Source organism: Paenibacillus sp. FSL F4-0125 (assembly GCF_038008565.1).
Taxonomy (GTDB): domain Bacteria; phylum Bacillota; class Bacilli; order Paenibacillales; family Paenibacillaceae; genus Paenibacillus_AQ.
This window is the reverse complement of record NZ_JBBOZJ010000001.1, coordinates 6067184-6087856: the sequence shown is the minus strand read 5'-3', so window position 1 is coordinate 6087856 and position 20673 is coordinate 6067184. Positions and strand designations below refer to the sequence as shown.

The following is a 20673-nucleotide window of genomic DNA, read 5'->3' as shown; positions in this document are numbered from 1 at the left end:
GTTTCACTCCTTGGCTTTTTTAAAATATAAGACAGTAGAATTTTCAGGCTATACTTTATCCTTCTATTTCTCGCTTAAAAGCTCACCGTCCTTATATGGACGCTAAAGGCGTTTATACTTGTAAAAAGGGGCCTTAATCACGACAGCCTTAAGCTGTTTGCCGCGGATCTCTACGTAAACCTCTGTACCTATTTCACTATAAGCTGTATCAAGCAGAGCTAATCCCAAGTTACGCTTCAACGTTGGCGATTGTGTTCCGGTTGTGACCTCTCCGATTTTAACGCCGTCTGCATAGACGGGGTAATGGGAGCGCGGAATACCTCGATCAATCATCTCTAGGCCGACAAGGCGGCGGGGAAGACCGGCTTCTTTTTGCTGCACTAACGCATCACGACCGATGAAGTCTGCTTTGTCTAGTTTCACGAAGAACTGCAATCCTGCTTCAAGCGGCGTGATATCAGCTGAGAGTTCCTGACCGTACAGCGGCAATTTCGCTTCAAAACGCAGGGTATCCCGTGCGCCCAGGCCAGCAGGTGTTAATCCATGAGGAGCACCCGCAGCAAGAAGCCCGTTCCATAACGCTCCTGCACCATCCAGCGAAGCGTAGATTTCGAAGCCATCTTCACCGGTATAACCTGTACGGGAGATCAATACTTCTACACCGCAGACGGTAGCGTGTTCGATGAAGTGGAAAGTCTTGAGGGCTGAGATAGGAGTATCAGTAACTTCCGCGAGTATAGTCTCTGCCAGCGGACCTTGCAAGGCAAGTAAAAGCGTCTCATCGGAGACATTAGTGAGTGTGACTTCACCGAATTCAGAGGTCAGGTGCTCATTCAGCCACTGAAAGTCCTTATCGATGTTGGAGGCATTAACGACGAGCATATAACGACCTTCGCTTAGTCGATACACGAGTAAATCGTCTACAACTCCGCCGTTTGGATAACAGAGCAGCGTATATTGTGCCGAACCATCGGTGAGGCGGCTGACATCGTTAGTCGTCATCTTTTGCAAAAAGGCTTCTGCACCGCTCCCGATCACCATGAATTCACCCATATGCGATACATCGAACAGTCCAGCCTGCTGGCGAACGGCTTCATGCTCCTTCACGATACCTGTAAATTGTACTGGCAGCTCCCAGCCGCCAAAATCAATGCATCTGGATTCCGCATAAGCGGAATAGAGATCATAAAAAGGCGTTCTTTTCAAAGCATCCATGTCGTCACTCCCCTTGATCTGATTACATACGAAAAAAGGACAGGCAGAAGCAATCATGCATAAATGCACTAATCGCTTTCTGCTCTGTCCTTTGTACCTGAGAGTTACCCTGCGTAACTAACCTGCAAGTTTCCCCGTTGGTGACCTGACGCACCTTCGCCCTGCGTCTGATGCTCTCCAGAGATACGTCCGACAAAGGTCCTTTTGCCTGAGAGATTCACCCTGTTAGGGTTTACTCCTTCGGCGCCGTCTTCAAGTGAGACAGTCTCTCCCTATGCCATCATCCGCAACTGTATTTGTTTCAAATATAAGAAAGTATATGTTTCACATTATACATTATCCTTATATTTCTTCGAGAAACGGTTATCGTCTATAAAAAGACGACATCGTTGTTTCTTCTTGTATGTCTCCATTAAACGGGTATAGGAGGGCGCTGTCAACAAGAAAAAGTCAAAAAAACGACAAATTTATTTTACTGTTAGTAATATTGACATTATGCTCTGGGATCACTTAGGCTATAACTAAATTTAGAATTCCAATTTGGAAATGAGGCGGCTTGAAATGAGTGAAGTTTTAGATAACCTTCTTTACAGCGAAGAGCATGAGTGGGCACAGCAAGTGGAAGGACGCGTAGTACGTGTTGGGATTACGGATCATGCTCAGCATTTGTTAGGCGATATCGTATTTGTGGAATTTCCAGAAGTGGGCTCGGCCATTTCAGCCGGTGACAGCGTAGGTAGTATCGAATCCGTTAAGACTGTATCGGAATTGTATTCACCCGTCTCTGGGACGGTTACCAAGATTAATGACGGATTAGAAGCAAGTCCAGAGCTGATCAATGATAAGCCGTATGGCGAAGGTTGGATCTTTGAAATTGAAGTAGACGGAGAGTATGCTGATGCTGTAAAAGGTTTGCTTGATGCAGCCGGATACCGAGCATTGGTAGGAGAGTAATTAAGGTTTTTTTACTGTATATTAATTTCATCGCGTGTGATTTTTGTAGCAGCAAGTTTCTGTGATTTGGGGACTTGCTGTTTGGTGTTTCTTATGGGAGCATCGGATAACTTTGCGTTAGATCTTCGATTCTGTTGGGAATTGTGGAAATTTTCTTGGAATCAAATTTACTGATATGAAATGAGGGAAAACCTCCCTGATTTTAGACGTTTTTAGCGCGAAAATATGATTTTTAGGGAATTCCTCCTTAAAAATCTCGGTAAAACCACTATTTCCGACGAAAAAGAGTAATAATCGGGGAGGAATTCCCTAATTACGCGCCTGAATAAGATAATAAGTAAATAATTAGGGAGGTTTTCCGTAATTAGTGTGGCGGTTCTATTATGGTAGTATTTTTAAGCAGTTTCTGAATTGTTATTATGCTGCAATTTTTAACGCTTAATTATCAATAATTGATTAGTTCTAAACTTACTCACCTTCTTGAAGCTGCCGCAGCACAATGATCTCTACACGGCGGTTCTTTTGCTTACCTGCTGCTGATATGTTTTCCGCTGTGGGCTGGGTATCAGCATAACCCGCGTATTGAAAATTGTCGGGATTCAACCCTTCATGATCTAAGAAAAAGCGCAGCACTGACAGCGCACGAGCACCTGATAGCTCCCAGTTGTCGTTATAGTGCGAAGCCGAAGATACTGGCGTATTATCGGTATGTCCCTCAATGCTAATCTTTGCGCCGATGTCTTTGAATAAACCAGACAACTGCTGAAGGGCAGGAAAGGCTGGAGATTTCAAATTAGCTTTACCCGCATCAAAGAGAAAACGGTCACTGAGGGTGATTTCTATCCCTTGTGGTTTGTCAGCAACAAATATTTGTTCTCCGAGATTATTTGCCTCGACATATTGGGTGATCACACCCATTAATTCAGCAAGCTTTGCCTCTTGTTCTCGAAATGCCAGCTCACGTGCCGAAGGTGCTTCGTTCTCCGTTTGTTCAGCAGATCCATCATTCGGTCTCGCAGTTGCAGCTGCGTTCCCACCATTCCCGTCCACACTGTTCTGTCTGCTCTCAGTTGTCTTCCCAGCATCTAAAATGCCATTCCCACCGTCAAGAACAGTGCTTCCAGACTTGAAGGTCTCGGATAACGAGCCCGTCACAATATTATATTTGTCCGTGTCCAGGCTGCTCATCGCATACAATATAACGAAAAATATAAGCAAAAGTGTAATTAGATCAGCATAAGTAATCATCCAGCGGTCGCGGCTTTCCCGAGTCTCTACACGCCGCTTTCGCCGGTATCTTTGTCTCATAGAAGACCTCTAGTTTCTGCGCGGTCATTCGTGTCCGTGTCTGAGATGAATGAGTTTAATTTTTTACGAACGAGCAAGGGGTGATCTCCGTTCTGCAAAGAAAGAATGCCGACAAGCAGCATTTCCATACTATGTAACTCACTTTGACTGCGGGATTTAATTTTGGAAGCGATGGGTAAAAATATTAAATTAGCGATAGCGACACCGTACAGTGTTGCGGTAAATGCAACTGCGATAGAAGTGCCCAGATTTGAAGGGTCTGTAAGGTTGCCTAGCACACGAATGAGACCCATCACCGTCCCGATAATTCCCATTGTAGGAGCATACCCACCAGCGGCTTCAAAAATTTTGGCGTAGCTCTCATGCTTCAGTTCCTTAGCGTCCATTTCCAGTTCAAGAATTTGCCTAACCTGTTCTGGGTCAGTGCCGTCGACAATCAGAAGTAGACCTTCGCGTGTAAAAGGATCTGGATGTATTTCTGCTTGTTTTTCTAACATTAACACACCGCCGCGACGCGCCACGGTTGCCATTGAAATGAGTTCTTCTGCTTTTTCTACATCACGATCAGGGTTGCTGCCGAAGGCCATGCGCAGTGCTGTTGGGATGGAGCGTAGCTTAGATGCCGGGAAACTGATCATAACGGCGGCAAATGTACCTCCGAAGACAATCAAAGCTGCATTAAGCTGCAGCAGTCCTGAGAGGCTTCCGCCTTCCCAGAGATAGCCGCCGATTAACGCAGCCAGTCCAGCCAATAGGCCGATTATTGAGGTGATATCCATGCTTTAAGCTCCTAACATTTCTATGTATTATGGTTTGCATCGATTTCATCAACACTGTATAATGAACGGGAACACATATTCTTATCTTCCATATTTTTTAATTATAAGGAAGTATAAGTTTCACGTTATACTTTAACCCTTATAATTCTCGCACAAACACTTAACGTCTTTTAGAGACGCCAAAGGCGTTTTAGCTTGCCATCGTATGGAGAGAGAACATTCAGACAACAATTATAATATATTAATCTAGTTTAGACGATAGAGGGGAGACGGGCAAATGAGTGATATTGTCGTCAGTACAAAGACTTTTGAATTGGAGTCCGAGTATACACCCCAGGGCGATCAGCCTCATGCCATAGAGGAACTATTACAAGGCATCCGGCAGGGCAAGAAGCACCAGACGCTGCTGGGCGCAACGGGTACAGGTAAGACGTTTACCGTTGCACAAGTCATTTCCAAATTAAACCGCCCAACGCTAGTTATTGCGCACAACAAGACTTTGGCTGCCCAACTGGCGAGTGAGTTTAAGGAGTTTTTTCCACATAATTCGGTAGACTATTTCGTCAGCTACTACGACTATTACCAACCAGAGGCGTATATTCCCTCCTCCGATACTTATATCGAGAAAGACTCCAGTATTAATGAAGAGATTGATAAATTGCGCCACTCCGCAACGAGCTCCTTGTTCGAACGGCGTGACGTTATTATTGTGGCGAGTGTGTCTTGTATTTACGGCCTCGGTTCGCCGATGGAATACGGAAGCTTGCTTTTGTCGTTGCGGGTAGGGATGGAGAAGCCTCGAAATGAGATTTTGAGCAGACTAGTGGATATTCAGTACCAGCGTAATGATATCAATTTTGTACGCGGAACCTTCCGTGTACGCGGTGATGTGGTTGAGATTTTCCCGGCATCTCAGGGTGAGCATGCCATTCGAGTCGAATTGTTCGGTGATGAAATTGAGCGAATCACTGAGATTGATGTGCTGACGGGTGAACTGATCGGGGAACGCGATCATGTCGCTATTTTTCCGGCGTCTCACTTTGTTACCAAGGAAGAAACGATGCGAGTGGCACTGGTCAACATTGAGAAGGAGCTGGAAGATCGCTTAACGGTCCTTCGTGACGCAGGTAAACTTCTGGAAGCTCAACGTCTGGAGCAGCGAACACGTTATGATATTGAGATGATGAAGGAAGTGGGCTTCTGTTCGGGGATCGAGAACTATTCCGGACCGCTGACCTTCCGTGAGCCTGGGGCAACTCCGTATACATTAATGGATTATTTTCCGGATGATATGCTGATCATTATTGATGAGTCCCATGTAACGCTTCCGCAGATTCGAGCGATGTATAACGGTGACCGTGCGCGTAAGACGGTGCTGGTAGAGCATGGTTTCCGGTTGCCGTCTGCGCTGGATAACCGTCCACTCCAGTTCGAGGAATTCGAAGAAAAGGTGAAGCAAATTATATACGTTTCTGCGACTCCTGGACCCTATGAAATGGAACACTGTGATACTATGGTGCAGCAGATTATCCGGCCAACGGGTCTTTTAGATCCGATCATTGAGGTTCGTCCTACAGAGGGGCAGATCGATGATTTGATCAGTGAAATTCGCGAACGGGTGGAACGGGATGAACGTGTACTCGTCACCACGTTGACGAAGAAGATGTCGGAGGATCTGACGGATTACTTTAAGGAAATAGGAATTAAGGTTCGTTACATGCACTCTGATATCAAAACGCTGGAGCGGATGGCGATCTTACGTGATCTTCGTCTCGGTACATTCCATGTTTTAGTAGGGATTAACCTGCTAAGAGAAGGTCTTGACCTACCAGAAGTATCATTGGTTGCCATTCTCGATGCTGATAAAGAGGGCTTCCTTCGTTCCGAACGCTCGCTGATTCAGACGATTGGTCGTGCGGCCCGGAACTCCGAGGGTCGTGTAATCATGTACGGTGATCGAATCACTGATTCGATGGAGAAAGCGATGAGCGAAACATCGCGTCGTCGCGCCATCCAGATCGCCCATAATGAGAAACACGGTATTACCCCAACCACCATTAATAAAAAGGTGCGTGACATCATTGAGGCAACCAAGGTTGCCGAGTCTAAAGCGGATTACCTTACGGGTGTTGGTGGCAAGATGAATAAGAAAGAGAAACAAAGTCTGATTCAGCGTCTGGAAGCTGAGATGAAGGACGCAGCGAAGAACCTGCAATTCGAACGCGCAGCAGAGCTGCGTGACGCATTGCTGGAGCTTCGGGCCGAGTAACAAACGATAAACGCATCACCGATATTTAAAATATGTAATGAACGGTGCTGTCCAGGCCGTTCTTTTTGAATAAATAGATGGACGCGCATCCCAGTGCCCTGTGTAGTTAGCGCATCCCGTAGGGACAGCGTTCCGCAACGTTATAGCAGTTGCGGTAATCTCGCACTTTCCGCTTTTAGCTAGTGTGCGCCTAACGTCCAAGCGGTCCTGTAGGGATAAGCGATCTGAACGCCGTAGTCACTAAGTCCCGTCCCACCAACCTCCTTCACCAAAAAATGCGGGTGTCCAGAGGGTGCAACCCTTGGGGCCCTCCCTTGGAAGGGAGGGTTTGGGAGGGATCGAAAACGCTTTTGATAAAGCTTTGATATTAGATTCATTAAGGAGAGGTTCCGTTGGCGAACGATAATATTGTAATTAAAGGCGCGAGGGCGCACAATCTCAAAAACATCGATGTGACGATTCCACGTGACCGTTTCGTCGTGCTGACGGGACTGAGCGGATCAGGTAAGTCGTCGCTTGCATTTGATACCATTTATGCCGAAGGACAACGGCGTTATGTTGAATCTTTGTCCGCTTATGCTCGTCAGTTCCTGGGTCAAATGGAGAAACCCGATGTGGATTCCATAGACGGATTGTCCCCGGCGATCTCTATTGACCAGAAGACAACAAGTCGTAATCCGCGATCTACAGTAGGTACGGTAACTGAGATTTATGACTATTTACGGTTGCTTTTCGCGCGGATCGGTCACCCTCATTGTCCAGAGCATGGAATTGAGATTACTTCGCAGACTGTTGAACAAATGGTAGACCGGATTATGCAGTATCCAGAGAAGACACGTTTGCAGATCCTGGCGCCTATCATTTCAGGACGTAAAGGGGAACATAAGGGACTCTTCACAGATATCTCCAAGCAAGGCTTCGTACGTGTACGTGTGGATGGAGAACTGCGAGATCTTTCTGAAGATATCGAGTTAGAGAAGAATAAGAAACACACTATCGAAGTTGTTGTTGACCGGATTGTCGTTAAAGATGATATGGAGACACGTCTTACAGATTCATTGGAGACGGCCCTGAAGCTTTCGGGTGGTAAAATCCTTGTGGATATTATCGGGCAGGAAGAGCTTCTCTTCAGCTCTAACTTTGCTTGTCCGGTGTGTGGATTCAGTATTGAAGAATTAGCACCTCGTATGTTCTCTTTCAATAGTCCATTCGGAGCCTGCACGGAGTGCGATGGTCTTGGTATGAAAATGGTAGTCGATCCAGACCTGCTTATTCCTGATGCTGAAAAATCCATTGAAGAGGGTGCTTTTTTAGCTTGGACCGGAAGTACCTCCAATTACTATCCGCAATTTCTAAAGTCCGTGTGTGAGCACTTTAATATTCCACAGAACGTTCCAGTGAGCAGTTTATCACCTGATCATATGAACAAACTACTGCATGGTACAGGTAGTGAGAAGGTACGCTTCAAATATGAGAATGATTTTGGACAAAAGAAAGATGCGATGGTTGCTTTTGAAGGGATTATTCCGAATCTGGAGCGTCGTTACCGGGAGACTGCATCTGACGGTATTCGTGAATTTATCGAAGGATTTATGAGTGCTAAGCCTTGTCATGTCTGTAAGGGTAAACGTCTGAAGAAAGAAATTTTGGCGGTAACGATTAACGAACGCAACATATCGGATATTACCGATCTCTCGATTGGTGACTGCCAGCATTGGTTTGAAGATATAAAGTTAAGTGAGAAAGAGACGGCTATCGCTAATCTCATTCTTAAGGAAATCTGCAATCGTCTGGGGTTCTTGGTAAATGTCGGATTGGACTATTTGACACTTAGCCGTGCAGCAGGCTCACTATCTGGTGGTGAAGCACAGCGTATCCGGTTGGCGACTCAGATCGGTTCAAGCTTAATGGGTGTATTGTACATTCTGGATGAACCAAGTATTGGACTGCATCAGCGGGATAATGATCGCCTCATCTCAACCCTTGCGCATATGCGTGACTTAGGGAATACGCTGATTGTTGTAGAGCATGACGAAGACACGATGATGGCAGCGGATTATATTATTGATATTGGTCCCGGTGCAGGTATTCATGGTGGACAAGTTATGGCACAAGGGACGCCGGAAGAAATTATGAATGATCCGAATTCCTTAACGGGTGAGTATTTAAGCGGTCGTAAGTTTATTCCGGTAACCGCTAAGCGTCGCGCAACTGATGATCGCTGGATTGAAATCCGTGGTGCTAAAGAGAATAACCTGAAGAATGTGAATGTGAAGATTCCATTAGGTGTTTTTACTGCGGTAACAGGGGTATCGGGTTCCGGTAAATCCTCACTGATTAACGAGATTCTTTATAAGAGCTTGGCGCGTCAATTGAATAAGGCTGTGAAGGTTCGACCTGGTGAGCACAAAGAAATTCGGGGACTGGAAAATCTCGATAAAGTTATTGAAATCGACCAATCACCAATTGGGCGTACACCACGCTCTAACCCAGCAACCTATACGGGTGTATTTGACGACATTCGTGATCTGTTCTCGAAGACAAATGAAGCTAAAGTGCGAGGGTTCCAAAAAGGACGGTTTAGCTTTAACGTAAAAGGTGGACGCTGTGAAGCCTGCCGTGGGGACGGAATTATCAAGATTGAGATGCACTTCTTGCCGGACGTCTATGTTCCTTGCGAAGTATGTAAGGGCAAGCGTTATAACCGGGAAACACTAGAAGTGAAGTATAAAGGGAAGAATATTTCTGATGTGTTGGAGATGACGGTAGAGGATGCTACAGAATTCTTCGTGAATATTCCTCGTATTCATCGTAAAATGCAAACACTGATGGATGTTGGTCTTGGTTACATTAAGATTGGTCAGCCAGGTACTACTTTATCCGGTGGTGAAGCGCAGCGCGTGAAGTTGGCTTCCGAGCTATACCGTCGTAGTACCGGAAAAACACTCTATATTTTGGATGAGCCTACAACAGGTCTGCATGTGGATGACATTGGTCGTTTACTAGAAGTATTACATCGCTTGGTGGATTCTGGAGAATCGGTACTTGTCATTGAGCATAATCTGGATGTTATTAAGACCGCGGACTATCTCATCGATATGGGACCTGAAGGAGGCAGTGGCGGCGGAACTGTGCTGGCAACAGGAACACCAGAGAAACTCATTACCGTTGCGGAGTCTTACACAGGTAAGTATCTGAAGCCGGTTCTGATTCGTGATACAGAGCGTACCAAAGCTCTTATGCTTGAGACGGCGGAAACCACTTAAGCCAAGTATGATAATTAAATGAAAGTATCCAAAGCATCTTTAAACTGTACTCTACATTAAGGACATTTGAAGAAAGCTAGGCAGATTGTAGAAGGTGACCTCTGTATTGTACAGGGGTCATTTTTTATCTCATGGTTCCACCTCGCCAATGTCAAACAGTGATTAATTGAAACTGGCTGTTTCCGAAGTAAAGAGGTGAACATTGGCTACTGAGTCGGAGATGTTTTCCTAGGGAATGAGGGACAAATGTCCTATGGTTCAAACATGTCTGCCTTTTTGTAGACCTCCTGCAAGGAGTGAATTATATTATCATCGGAAGGAACTGTGTTAATTATAAGGTCCATTTGATTTATGTTTTCTACTAAAATATTTATAGAAAGGGAGGTTATAGAACACTTGGTTGTTTAACAGGGAAGACGCAGATTGTTCGATCCCTAGCTGAGACTAGAAGATAATGAGAGGTCATACCGACGGAATCATAACCCAATATTATCTATACCATATTAATAATTATATTCTGGAACTCACATTAATATTAGCACTTGCATTTGGTTCATTCCCTACCAAGAAAGTACAAACGCTTTGAGTGGCGTGAATTATCAAAATTTAAAATTTCCATTCCCTAATCTTCTTAATGTTGATTACTACCTTATTAATCACTCTTTAGCTGCTGTGTTAATTGTACTTTTCTCCTTGTACTCGAAGATTGTCCAGACGACATTTAGTTCTATGTCATTTGTATTTTTTTGAAAAATATATCATTTTCAATATATTTAATTCATAACTAGTCTTATTTAGTGTTATTCCCATATATTCACTTCTCTCATAGAGAGTATAAATTATTCGGTTGCTCTCGCTATTTCTTTTGGGATATCATTTATTTTTCTTGTAGTGTATAAGTATACATACTACTGATTGGTTGATAACCCGGGAGTGGAATTTTCGAAGTATCTTTACAAAAGATTATTTGATTGAGGGATTACTATAATACTTGTTTCTTTGATGTATATTGCGTAGATGGACAATATGGTAAAAAGGCAATAGAAGAGAGACTATGAATGGTCTCTCTTCTATTGTTCTATTTTTTACTTATATTTATTGGAGAGGATACTTGCAATTTAATGTATTTATTATCTTTTGTTACTGCATAGATATCAATATTATTTATAGAATTACTACTAAAGTAATGTGAGTTTGCAGTCAGTATAAATCCAGACATTAAAACGGAGTTTGTATTAAATACGTCAGGCAGACCTATTCTTTCGTACCAATTTAACTGAGTTGGGATTATTCTATTTTCAGAAACCAGTATAACCTCAGAGGCTGGTGTGACGAGAAAAGGATCGATCGCCCAACCAGATAAAGTGAAGTCTTGGTTTATCCCTACACTTAAATCCGATATGTTGTCAACCCAACCGGCATTTAATTCGTTACTCAATACGTTTGTGGAATCAAAAGATACTGCATCCTCCATAGGTTTTGTGCTATTAAAATATTGAACAGCGAAGAGTGAAGAGAGCAATAAACAGACAGAGATTGCTGTTATAATTTGGCCTCTTTTAAAGATAGGGATTTTGAAATTATTATTTTTAAGTTTTTTATGAAGAGCATACTCAAATTTTCCGAAATTCCAGCTTACAACAAGAGAAATAATTAAAGCAAAACTACTAGCTAATTCGTTTATAGGGAAATAGTTGCCCCACATAGACAAAACAATGTAAAGGACTTGTGCATGCATTAAATAGATACCATAAGAGTAGTCCCCAGATCGCGAACATATATTTGATTTATTTACTTTTAGGTTAACAACAAAATAGATTATTATTCCAAAAAGTATTGCAAAGATTAAAAAATTGAATTTCATTAACAAAACAGAGTTTTTTAATACGATATAATAGAAAGTAAATAGTGTGGTCGTGGATAAAAATATCATAGTAAAGTTGATTTTTATTGAATTGCTTTTTTTGAATCTGTGAATATAGTAAACAATTGCACCTGTTATAAAGAAATAATTATACGTTGAAAAAGGTATAAGTTTAATTGTAGTTAACTCACTCGTCTGAATCCCGAAGACATTATGTGCTATTAAAATTACTAATCCCCAAATAATTAAAAAGGGGAGAAATAACTTTTTACAAAATTTCAGTGTGAATATAGAACAAACTATATAGAAAAAAACTTCGTAGATCATGGTCCATTCTATATTAAGCGGGTAGCTCGGTGTTATGCCTAAAGGCAATAAGGTCATAGCATAGAATAACTTGTTATATGATACGTTTCCTAAAAATAAAGCTTTTGCAAACACTACTAATATTGATGCAATTATGAAGGGGGGGTAAATCCGCATAAAACGTTTGTATAGAAAGTTTGGGTAACTACTTTCGATTAACATTGCCATAACGTAGCCTGATATACAAAAGAAAAGTGGCGCTCCCAACCCGAAAATCTGGGGGATGTAGTTGAATAAGTTATCGGGGTAATTTCCAACGATGTTGGTATAACCTTTGACATGATAAATAACGACCATCAGCGCCGCAATGCCTCGAAGTATTTGTAATGAGTAGTTGTGATTTTGTTCATTTGGCTTTAATGAAGAAGACATCAAGAAGAACCTCTTTTCTTTATTCATAAAGTAGTAATTATACTACAAGTATACAAGAAATAATGTACACTAAGTACGGTGGAATATCTATTGCGTATTAGGACCAAACTGTTCGTGAGTGTGTATTGGAGTGCATTGGTAATTTCTGATGGGTATAGAGATTGATGAGTTCATGGATGAGAGAAAAGATCAAGGAATTGCGATGAAATTACTCATAATGGATGTTTCTCTACTGAAAAGAAAAGGCTGCAGCATTCGCTGCAGCTTTTTGCTCGTTGTCATTCGAAAATCAATCGGATTACGTTTCAATATAATTTGATCTGATGCAAGATTTCTAGAAAAAAGTGTAAGTTTGAAATAAAAGACTCATATAAAGAAAGAATAATAGACAAGGTAGCATATATAAGATATATCCGTCGTAAGATTTAATGAGGAGCATGTTGGTAATGGAAACATGCTTAATGGATAGGGTTCCTTGAAAAATAAATAAAATAGTTAGACATGAGACTCTATTAAAACGCTTGGATTATTAGGGGTTTTAGAGAGGGATTCCCTAATCTATAAAAGTACGAAATAGAAGCGCTAAGTATTAATTGAAATTTAAAATGCTTATTTTTTGGATGCTAATTAACTTTTAATAATCATCTTCATGAGGATAGATCATTATTAATCGATTCGCTATTATGCTCGAAACAGCTAACGTCAATGAATAACATCACTCATATTCCTCGATTGACAGGAATAAAATATTTTTTTTGCGACAAATACATAATTTTTCTACAAAACCTATTGCATCGCCCAAATGGTAGCGATAACATAGAAGAGGATATGGGGAATACTGGATCTTGCTTGACAACATTTTTGAGGAGGTAAGGTAATGCTACTTGCAGAAGTTGCCGCGCAAGGACCGTCTAAATTTCATACCTTTGATGTTTTTATGATTTTATTCACCATCCTAATTTTGGTCGGAGTCATTCGGTTGCTGAGAGCTCCGCAGAAGAACAAGTTCGCCATTGGTTTCGGAGCGGTTAGTTTGCTGGTTTTTATAATCTCTGACTATGCCATGGTGATGCATTGGTTAAGTTAACGAAAGAACTAAACTGAACAGCTTTGCACCAAAAGACTCCTTTAACGCCGTGGGCGCATTGAAGGCGTCTTTTTTCAAATTATATATTGTAAAATTTATCCATGTGCAGAGAGGGTCTGGTGAAGGTCGATGAGGATTGGGGAGAAGCTGGTGAAGAAAGGATTGAGCCTGCTGCTGTGCGGTGTGTTGCTGTCAGGAGTATGGAGTGAGTCGGTTTATGCGTTTGGTAGTGCGGCAAAGACGGTTAGCACGGCGTCGACAGCCCAGAGAAGCAAAATTAAAAATTCGACAGCAGCAGAAGACCTCATACCAGGGATTATTAAAAATGTTACCCCTTCCGTAGTGGGCATTATCGGCAAAGACGATAGTGGTGGGAATAGCGGACCGGATGATCGGTACAATCTGACGCATGGTTCTGGCATTATTGTGAAATCGAACGGCTGGATTGTAACTAATGCACATGTCATCAAGGATCTGCAGAACGCCGTGGTAGTGACGTCGGATTCCAAAACCTACAGCATTAAAGAAACGTATCTCGATGAAGTAAGTGATCTGGCACTGATCAAAATCAATGCCACCTCCCTTAAACCTGCAAAGTTTATTCCATCGACAGGCAAAACAGTAGTTGGTGAGAAGGTAGTCGCCATCGGCACACCGATCAGTTTTTCACTAAGGAATTCTGCGACTGTAGGGGTAATAAGTGGTCTTAACCGTGAAGTAGCTGCGGCTTATCGTCTGATTCAGAGTGACACAGCGATTAATCCCGGAAATAGCGGAGGTCCGCTAGTGAATATGAAGGGTGAGGTGCTCGGAATAAACAGCTTGAAATACTCAGCGGTGGGTGTGGAGAATATGGGCTTCTCTATTCCGGCAGACACCGTGCAGTATATTATGAACCAGCTTTTTAAGTACGGTGAAGTAAAACACCCGAGTCTTGGACTGGAGTTAGAAGCGAGTTGGTCCTCAATTGTGGGCTTGCCAACGTTTGATCCACTGACCGTAACCAAGGTGGTATCTCCTGAAGCAGTTAAGGCGGGTGTTGCCGAAGACGATGTCTTGTACAGCATTGACGGTCACCGTGTGGTCTCACTAGTGGATATTAATGAATTGTTCAAAAGCTATTCTCCAGGTATGACGGTACGACTGGTTATGCAAAGTGAAGGGGATATCATTATCCGTAAGGTCGTGCTCACTCAGGGTGATCCCCTGTTAAGTGAAGAAGGTTCAGGAACAGATGGGGACGAGCATACGGAAGAATAATCAGGGAACTCGTGAGGGGGACGGTAAATGGGCTTTAAAGTGTTAAAACAAGGATTGTGTGTGATACTGGCCTTACTATTATTTTTTTCTATATTACCCATACAAGCAGCACGGGCAGCAGAAGCAAAGAAGCTACAGCTGAGCCTTAAAGTTGGTAGTACATCAGCTACGGTGAATGGAAAAAAGGTGGCTATTGAGCGACCTTTTATAGAGAATGGAACGGTTATGGTTCCGCTTGGGGTTTTTAAAAAGACATTTGGCAGTACGGTTTCCTTAGAGGGAAATAATGTAGTGAAAGTAACGTACGGCTCTCATACAGGGTTGATGACAATGGGTAGTACTAGCGCCTGGAAGGATGAGACTAAAGTTAGACTCGGCTCCGCGCCTCGGATGGTTTCAGGTGTGCTAATGGTGCCGCTGCGTTTTGTGGCGAATGTACTGGGTGCAACTCTCTCCCAAGGGAAAGGCGGTGAGCTAATAATTACCCTAGTTCCTGCAGACAATGAAGGAGATGTACCAGTGGATACGGGTATTGATAGTGATGTGGGGAAGACGCGAATTGGGAACAGCTATTTTCAATGGACATTAAATTATCCGTCTGGACTGATTACTGGAAATAGCGGTGGAGATGAGAGCGTGGCTACCTTTTCGAGTGCTGACAATCTTTATTATTTGGAGATTCATGCAATTGATCAGGCGGTTTCGCTAGATGCAGATGGGCTTCTGGAACAACTAGTTCGGGAAGTCGAGGAAGGTGGGGAATTGATATTAGATCGGGAGTCGTTCCCCAAGGCCTCTGTGCCCTATGCGCGATTGGTCAGTAAAGATTCCAGCGGAGCACTCTGGGAAAGCAGGTTGATCTATGCAGAAGGTAGACTTTATGAGATTTATTTGACGGATGAAAAAGCCATTAATTATAAAGACTTTGCTAAGTATTCGGGTTTGCTGAGTTCCTTTCGACCCTCTTTTGACACCAAGGATAACAAGATCCGTGATCTATCTACTGTAAAAAACGGCCTGAGCGAAGCCTACAATGAGGACTACGGCATTTCACTACAGGTTCCTGTTGCTTGGACTAAGGATGACCAACATTTCTATTATGAAAGCAAACAAGGGAGTCATTTGAGTGTGGCGATCACGTCGGCACCTGCTGGTTCCACACTAGAGAGCTGGGCTGAAGAATTGAAGACCAAAACGCAGGAAAACTTTGTAGCGGATGCTTATATTTTTAAGGATATCAAGAAGTCTGAAATCTCCGGTGTACCTGCGCAAATAGGTGAGACACAGTTGAATTTCGGCAACGGGTGGACGACAGAATATCAGGTAATTGTGCTCAAGAATGGGTTCCGATACTATTTTGAATATGTGACATCTGCTGGACAAGAAGACGATAAGGCCAAATTTAAAGCCATTATAGCCTCAATTGATATTGATTTTGATCTCATGAAGGAGAACTTCGGGCGACTCGCTAGCGATGATTATAAGACACTCAAGAATAAAACGATAACCATAGTATCCAAAAGATACGGCTATGCCATCGATATTCCACGCTTGTGGACGCCTAATCAAGATGTATTCGAGACACAGTCGGTGGAGTATCGGTTCATCGGAGGACGCTTCCAGATCAGTTCAAAACCTGAGGGCTCCGTGGATTATACGGTTAATGTACTCAAGGATTCTTATCAAAATAAAAATAATGATCCTAAAGGTCCCCGCATTGAAAGTATAGTGGAATCTACCTTTGCGGGTGTTCCTGCTACGATCCTTATTGTGAATCAAATCAAGAATGGTGTGCCTCTCCGCAGTAAGCAAGTTGTTTTTGGTAAAAATGAGGTGGTCTATACGATTACTGTTATGCTAAATGATGCCAATGCTACTACAGAACAGCAAGCGCTGCTGGATAAAACGCTGCAATCGTTTCGGTTTACGGGGAATGAATAGTTTAGAGGCGAACTTGGAGTTCATGACTAACTAATAGTAGAGTGTAATTCAATTAGATGAGAACGTCCTTGTTGCCAAAATGGCGTGGGACGTTCTTTTCTTTATATAAATGTTGGTAAACACATGGCGCTGTGATGTGATATTTGATACAATTATCAAGTTAATCAACTAGAAATGACCCGCCACCTGGCGGTTTGGGAGGATATAAATGAAAGAGCAACAAATACGCAGAGAAGACGTGGAGCTATTGGCACCTGCAGGTGACTGGGACTGCATGCGTGCGGCGGTAGCGAACGGAGCGGATGCTATCTTTTTTGGCGTAGAGAAGTTTAATGCACGGGCGAGAGCGAATAACTTTCGCATGGACGAGCTGACGGAAATTATGGCGTTTTTGCATAGCTATGGTGTGAAGGGTTTCCTGACCTTTAATATACTGGTTTTTGAAAATGAATTGTCTGATGCGAAAGAACTGATTGACGCTTGTGTAGATGCTGGCGTGGACGCGGTGATTGTACAGGATTTAGGTTTGGTCAAAATGATCCGTGAAATCTCACCGGATTTCCCGATTCATGGTTCGACACAAATGACGATCACTTCACCGGAAGCGGTTGAGTTTACTAAGCCTTTTAGTTTGGAACGCGTGGTACTCGGTCGTGAGAACAATCTGAAGCAAATTAAGACGATTGGGGAACAAGCCCGCCTGCCGATGGAAGTATTCGTGCACGGAGCCTTATGTGTCTCTTATTCGGGTCAATGTCTAACTTCGGAAATGTGGGGTGGACGTTCCGCCAACCGTGGAGAATGTGCTCAAGCTTGCCGTCTGCCTTATGATCTGATGGTGGATGGAGAAGTTAAACCAATGGGTGATGTGACTTATTTGCTCTCCCCTAAGGACTTGGCAGCTATTGATCTTATGCCTGAGCTGATCGAGGCGGGTGTAACTTCTTTCAAAATCGAAGGCCGCCTCAAGAGCCCGGAATACGTTGCGAATGTAGTTAGTAAGTACCGTAAGGCAATTGATCGGTATTTTGATGGCGATCTGTCCAAACCATCGAAGGAAGAAGTTCGTGAACTGCAACAGAGCTTCTCCCGCGGTTTCACACATGGTTTCCTAGACGGAACAAACAATAAGAAGCTCGTAGACGGCACTTTCCCGAAAAGCCGTGGTGTATATCTCGGAACAGTTGAACAAATTCTTCGCGATGGTGTAGTCTGCCGTATTCATGCACCGCTGAAGCGTGGCGATGGCATCGTGTTTGATGCAGGGGATCCGACGAAAAAAGAAGAAGGTGGACGCGTATACGATCTTCGTCGTAAAGGCGTGAAACTCGAAGGCGAAGCCGGGGAAGGCTGGATCGTCGACATCGTAGCCGGTCGTAACGATGTGGACCTACGACGTCTAAATGTCGGTGACCGCATTTGGAAGACGAATGACCCTGCGCTAGACAAGGCGCTGCGTCAGACTTATGAAACCGAGAAGCCATACCGGGTATTCCCGGTACATGTGCGAGTGCAGGGCTGCGTAGGAGAGAAGCTGACCACCTGGTGGACGGATGTTCAGAAGAACGTTACCGTCCGTGTGGACTCGGAGCTCGCGCTGGAAACCGCGCAAAAGCGTCCGATGGATGCCGCGCTGCTGGAAGAACAATTCGGCCGCCTGGGCGGGACCGTGTTCCAGCTTGACGCGTTAGAGTCGCATCTGCAAGGCGACGTGATCGTCCCTATGCGCGAGCTGAACAGCATCCGCCGCCAAGCGGTGGAGCTGCTTGCGGGCGAGCGCCCGAAACCGCCCGTGTACGTGAAACGGGCGATCGAGGTCTATGGCGACGCTACCCGTAGGGGCGTCGCTCCGCAGCGCGCTGGTGAAGCGGAGCTCACCGCGCTGTGCCGCAGCCTGCCGCAGGTGCAGGCTGCGCTCGAGGCCGGCGTGAGAAATATCTACGCCGACTTCGAGTTTATTAAGCAGTTCCCGGCAGCGGTAGATGCTGTACGGGCTGCAGGGGCCAGCATCGCGCTGGCCACGCCGCGCATTCATATGCCGGGCGAGAACGGCTACCACGCCAATATCCTGCGTTTGCAGCCGGATGCCGTGTTAGTACGCAACACAGGCGCGCTGTATTATTACCTGCGCCGCCGCCAGGAACAACCGGATGCTGTGCATCCTCGCTTGATTGGCGATTTCTCACTGAATATCGCCAATCATAAGGCAGTGGATCTGTTCCTTGAGGCAGGCTGTGACATGGTAACACCATCCTATGACTTGAACATTCAACAGATGGTCGATCTGCTTGAGCACAGCGACACTTCTCGTATGGAGATTGTAATCCATCAGCATTTGCCGATGTTCCACACAGAGCACTGTGTATACTGTACCTTCATGAGTGAAGGCACAGACTTTACGAACTGTGGCCGTCCATGTGAAGAGCATCGCGCTTCCCTGCAAGACCGTATTGGAATGTCACATCCTGTTCGTGTGGATGAAGGCTGCCGTAATACTGTCTACAACGCAGTTGAGCAGTCCGGTGCGGAGTATTTGAACAATTTCCGTGATCTAGGTGTATCCTCGTACCGTGTGGAGTTCCTGGAAGAGACACCAGAGCAAGTGGCTGAGGTAATTAGCCTGTACAGCCGCGCACTGCGTGGTGAGATCTCTGGTACGCAGGTATGGAAGAGCTTGAAGGCTACCAACCAGCTCGGGGTTACTCGGGGGCAATTGGTTAACGCGAAGTAACAAAGGTTAAAGAAATAGGGCTAGGTGACTACCAGGAGATACTGGTGTTGCTTGGCCCTTTTTTATAGAAATAATCTCGTCCTTATCATGATTTGCATATACTAGATAGTGTATCGTGAGAGTCAGTAAAGGGTTTAATCTTGTATAAGATCTAAAATATTTCCCCACTCTCAGGTTTGATTGGAATTGATATACAAATATAACAAACTCTCTGACATTAGTCTGGTATAACTGCTATAATTGAAGGAAATATGCCATTTTACTATACAGAATTTAAAATGGAAGAGTAACCGACAGAAGGAGTTAATGTGATGAAGATCCGTAAAGCCATTATCCCCGCTGCAGGTCTTGGTACCCGCTTTTTGCCTGCAACCAAAGCAATGCCTAAAGAAATGCTGCCGATAGTAGATAAACCGACGATCCAATATATTGTCGAAGAAGCAGTTGCTTCCGGAATCGAGGATATTATTATCGTGACGGGGAAAGGTAAACGGGCGATTGAAGACCACTTTGATAACTCTTTTGAACTAGAGTTTAATTTAGCAGAGAAGCAGAAGTGGGAACTTCTTGAGTCCGTTCGCAAATCCTCTGAAATGGCTGATATCCATTACATTCGCCAAAAAGAGCCAAGAGGTCTTGGACACGCGATTTGGTGTGCGCGTAAATTTATTGGAAACGAGCCGTTTGCAGTACTGCTGGGTGATGATATTGTTGAGTCGGAGAAACCCTGCCTCAAGCAGATGATGGAGGTATATGAGCAGTATAAATCCTCCATTGTGGGTGTCCAACCTGTGCCTTGGGAAGAAGTTTCCCGCTATGGATTGGTAGATGGAACTGAATTGGCTGAGAGAGTCTATAAGGCCAATCGTCTTGTAGAGAAGCCGAAGAGAGAAGATGCACCTTCTAACCTGGCTATCCTAGGTCGGTATATTCTGACTCCACGTATCTTCGATATGCTTGGCGAGCAGCAGGTGGGTGTGGGTGGAGAAATTCAGCTGACGGATGCCATCTCTCGCTTAAGTGAAGTGGAGCGGATTATTGCTTATGACTTTGAAGGCAAACGTCATGACGTTGGTGAGAAGATGGGCTTCATTCAGACCACTATTCATTATGCACTACAGCATGAAGAGTTAAAAGATGATTTACTTCGTTATATGAAAGAGCTTGTAGATAGTGAAGTTGCTAAGGCTGGGCTTTAAATAGAACTCATATCATTGAAAAAAAGCGCGTCACTGTAATTACAGTGACGCGCTTTTTTGAT

General features: G+C 44.0%; 12 protein-coding genes and 1 riboswitch. Of the genes, 8 read left to right on the top strand and 4 right to left on the bottom strand.

Going from position 1 to position 20673, the window contains the following annotated elements:
- Positions 1-102: 102 nt before the first annotated feature.
- Positions 103-1215 carry a glycine cleavage system aminomethyltransferase GcvT gene (gene gcvT, locus NST74_RS27205; RefSeq protein WP_341115418.1) on the bottom strand — a complete coding sequence of 371 codons (1113 nt, stop codon included), beginning with the start codon at positions 1213-1215 and terminating at the stop codon, positions 103-105.
- Between the two features lie 186 nt (positions 1216-1401).
- A riboswitch (glycine riboswitch) is annotated at positions 1402-1499 on the bottom strand.
- Positions 1500-1776: 277 nt separating this feature from the next.
- Between gcvT and gcvH the strand changes: the two genes are divergently transcribed.
- Positions 1777-2169: a glycine cleavage system protein GcvH gene (gene gcvH, locus NST74_RS27200; RefSeq protein ID WP_042131286.1), complete on the top strand. Its 393-nt coding sequence runs from the start codon at positions 1777-1779 to the stop codon at positions 2167-2169.
- Between the two features lie 468 nt (positions 2170-2637).
- On the opposite strand, the gene NST74_RS27195 is transcribed toward gcvH, so the two are convergent.
- Positions 2638-3477 (bottom strand): flagellar motor protein MotB, encoded by an 840-nt coding sequence (locus tag NST74_RS27195; protein ID WP_341115416.1) that lies wholly within the window; start codon positions 3475-3477, stop codon positions 2638-2640.
- Positions 3474-4256 (bottom strand): flagellar motor protein, encoded by a 783-nt coding sequence (locus tag NST74_RS27190; RefSeq protein ID WP_341115415.1) that lies wholly within the window; start codon positions 4254-4256, stop codon positions 3474-3476. The genes NST74_RS27195 and NST74_RS27190 overlap by 4 nt, the downstream gene beginning before the upstream one ends.
- A 277-nt stretch (positions 4257-4533) precedes the next feature.
- Here NST74_RS27190 and uvrB point away from each other — a divergent pair, with 277 nt between their 5' ends.
- Both uvrB and uvrA read left to right on the top strand, forming a co-directional pair.
- The gene (gene uvrB / locus NST74_RS27185; protein WP_042131282.1) at positions 4534-6525 is read left to right on the top strand and encodes an excinuclease ABC subunit UvrB; all 1992 of its coding nucleotides are present in this window, start codon (positions 4534-4536) and stop codon (positions 6523-6525) included.
- Between the two features lie 392 nt (positions 6526-6917).
- Entirely contained in the window at positions 6918-9791 is a 2874-nt protein-coding gene (gene uvrA, locus NST74_RS27180) for an excinuclease ABC subunit UvrA (RefSeq protein ID WP_341115414.1), read from the top strand.
- A gap of 1078 nt (positions 9792-10869) precedes the next feature.
- On the opposite strand, the gene NST74_RS27175 is transcribed toward uvrA, so the two are convergent.
- Positions 10870-12393, bottom strand: a complete 1524-nt coding sequence (locus tag NST74_RS27175; protein ID WP_341115413.1) for an acyltransferase family protein — start codon at positions 12391-12393, stop codon at positions 10870-10872.
- An 877-nt stretch (positions 12394-13270) separates the two neighbouring features.
- Between NST74_RS27175 and NST74_RS27170 the strand changes: the two genes are divergently transcribed.
- The 5 genes from NST74_RS27170 to galU all read left to right on the top strand — a co-directional run bounded on the left by NST74_RS27170 (position 13271) and on the right by galU (position 20611).
- Positions 13271-13480 (top strand): DUF2759 family protein, encoded by a 210-nt coding sequence (locus NST74_RS27170; RefSeq protein ID WP_042131279.1) that lies wholly within the window; start codon positions 13271-13273, stop codon positions 13478-13480.
- A gap of 129 nt (positions 13481-13609) precedes the next feature.
- A complete protein-coding gene (locus tag NST74_RS27165; protein WP_445668162.1) occupies positions 13610-14740 on the top strand; it encodes a S1C family serine protease in 1131 nt (376 codons plus the stop codon).
- A gap of 27 nt (positions 14741-14767) precedes the next feature.
- Positions 14768-16681: a copper amine oxidase N-terminal domain-containing protein gene (locus NST74_RS27160; protein WP_341115410.1), complete on the top strand. Its 1914-nt coding sequence runs from the start codon at positions 14768-14770 to the stop codon at positions 16679-16681.
- Positions 16682-16889: 208 nt separating this feature from the next.
- Entirely contained in the window at positions 16890-19412 is a 2523-nt protein-coding gene (locus NST74_RS27155; RefSeq protein WP_341115409.1) for a U32 family peptidase, read from the top strand.
- 311 nt (positions 19413-19723) lie between these two features.
- Positions 19724-20611: a UTP--glucose-1-phosphate uridylyltransferase GalU gene (galU, locus tag NST74_RS27150; protein WP_042131276.1), complete on the top strand. Its 888-nt coding sequence runs from the start codon at positions 19724-19726 to the stop codon at positions 20609-20611.
- Positions 20612-20673: the final 62 nt, after the last annotated feature.

Coding starts and splice junctions, on each gene's coding strand:
- gcvT (WP_341115418.1), bottom strand. CDS start 1,215: ATGGATGCTTTGAAAAGAACGCCTTTTTATGATCTCTATTCCGCTTAT.
- gcvH (WP_042131286.1), top strand. CDS start 1,777: ATGAGTGAAGTTTTAGATAACCTTCTTTACAGCGAAGAGCATGAGTGG.
- NST74_RS27195 (WP_341115416.1), bottom strand. CDS start 3,477: ATGAGACAAAGATACCGGCGAAAGCGGCGTGTAGAGACTCGGGAAAGC.
- NST74_RS27190 (WP_341115415.1), bottom strand. CDS start 4,256: ATGGATATCACCTCAATAATCGGCCTATTGGCTGGACTGGCTGCGTTA.
- uvrB (WP_042131282.1), top strand. CDS start 4,534: ATGAGTGATATTGTCGTCAGTACAAAGACTTTTGAATTGGAGTCCGAG.
- NST74_RS27175 (WP_341115413.1), bottom strand. CDS start 12,393: ATGTCTTCTTCATTAAAGCCAAATGAACAAAATCACAACTACTCATTA.
- NST74_RS27170 (WP_042131279.1), top strand. CDS start 13,271: ATGCTACTTGCAGAAGTTGCCGCGCAAGGACCGTCTAAATTTCATACC.
- NST74_RS27165 (WP_445668162.1), top strand. CDS start 13,610: ATGAGGATTGGGGAGAAGCTGGTGAAGAAAGGATTGAGCCTGCTGCTG.
- NST74_RS27160 (WP_341115410.1), top strand. CDS start 14,768: ATGGGCTTTAAAGTGTTAAAACAAGGATTGTGTGTGATACTGGCCTTA.
- NST74_RS27155 (WP_341115409.1), top strand. CDS start 16,890: ATGAAAGAGCAACAAATACGCAGAGAAGACGTGGAGCTATTGGCACCT.
- galU (WP_042131276.1), top strand. CDS start 19,724: ATGAAGATCCGTAAAGCCATTATCCCCGCTGCAGGTCTTGGTACCCGC.